Below are 802 nucleotides of genomic sequence, written 5' to 3'. Positions count from 1 at the left end.
GGCTTCAGGAGTTGGGCCAGGGGGAGCGGTGAGAATCGAGGCAAACACCTGCTGAGCGCCCACATCACAGGAAGGGGCATAGAGAATCTCCACCAGCTCATCCGTAATGGCGGCGGGGTTGCGGTACACCTGCTCCAGAGTTGCGCGAATACGCTGCCGCTGCCGCACCCGATCGAACAAAAACGGCCCCGTCACCGGAGAAGCCGCCAGAGCGGTGAAAACACTCATGAAAAGGCGGAAAATCGGGCTGAGCTCATGGGAGCGATGGTTCAACCCCCCGGCGCAGTTGAGCAACACTGCTCCTGCCGTTAACTGGGGATGCCGGGCAGCCATCATCAAGCTGAGCAAGGCACCAATGGAATTGCCGATAAACACAGCAGGCTGCTGAATGTGCTGCTGCCAAAAATCCACCAGCAACTCCGCCCAGAGATCCAAGGTGTAGGGGAGGGCAGGCTTGGCCGAGCCGCCAAACCCGAGCAAATCCAGGGCATAGACCCGGTATCCTGCCGCAGCCAGCACGGGGATGTTGTGCCGCCAATGGCCGATGGAAGCCCCGAATCCATGCACCAAAACCAGCGGGGATCCGGATCCCTGCACCACATAGCGAATGGCATGTCCGCGCCAGCTCCAGACTTGGGGAGCAAAAGGAGCAATGGCATCAACCGCAGAACCGGCAGAAGAAGCAGTCAGCACAGCCTGAAAACAGACCCAGTTAAAGATGTAGGTAGAAACTCAGAGCCATCCCTGTTCATCATAGCTTCGGAATGCCTTTGTCTGATACATTTACGCTGAACACTGCTGA

Annotated in this window: 1 protein-coding gene; it reads right to left on the bottom strand. The window is 58.0% G+C overall.

Annotated features, from left to right (window positions below; all coding sequences use genetic code 11):
• On the bottom strand, window positions 1–693 hold a 693-nt coding region (locus NW815_RS13825; protein WP_414416139.1), incomplete at its 3' end, for an alpha/beta fold hydrolase.
• Between the last annotated feature and the right edge of the window lie 109 nt (window positions 694–802).

It is taken from the genome of Synechococcus sp. R6-7 (assembly GCF_047461695.1).
Lineage (GTDB): Bacteria > Cyanobacteriota > Cyanobacteriia > Thermostichales > Thermostichaceae > Thermostichus.
This window is presented reverse-complemented; position numbering and strand designations above follow the sequence as displayed.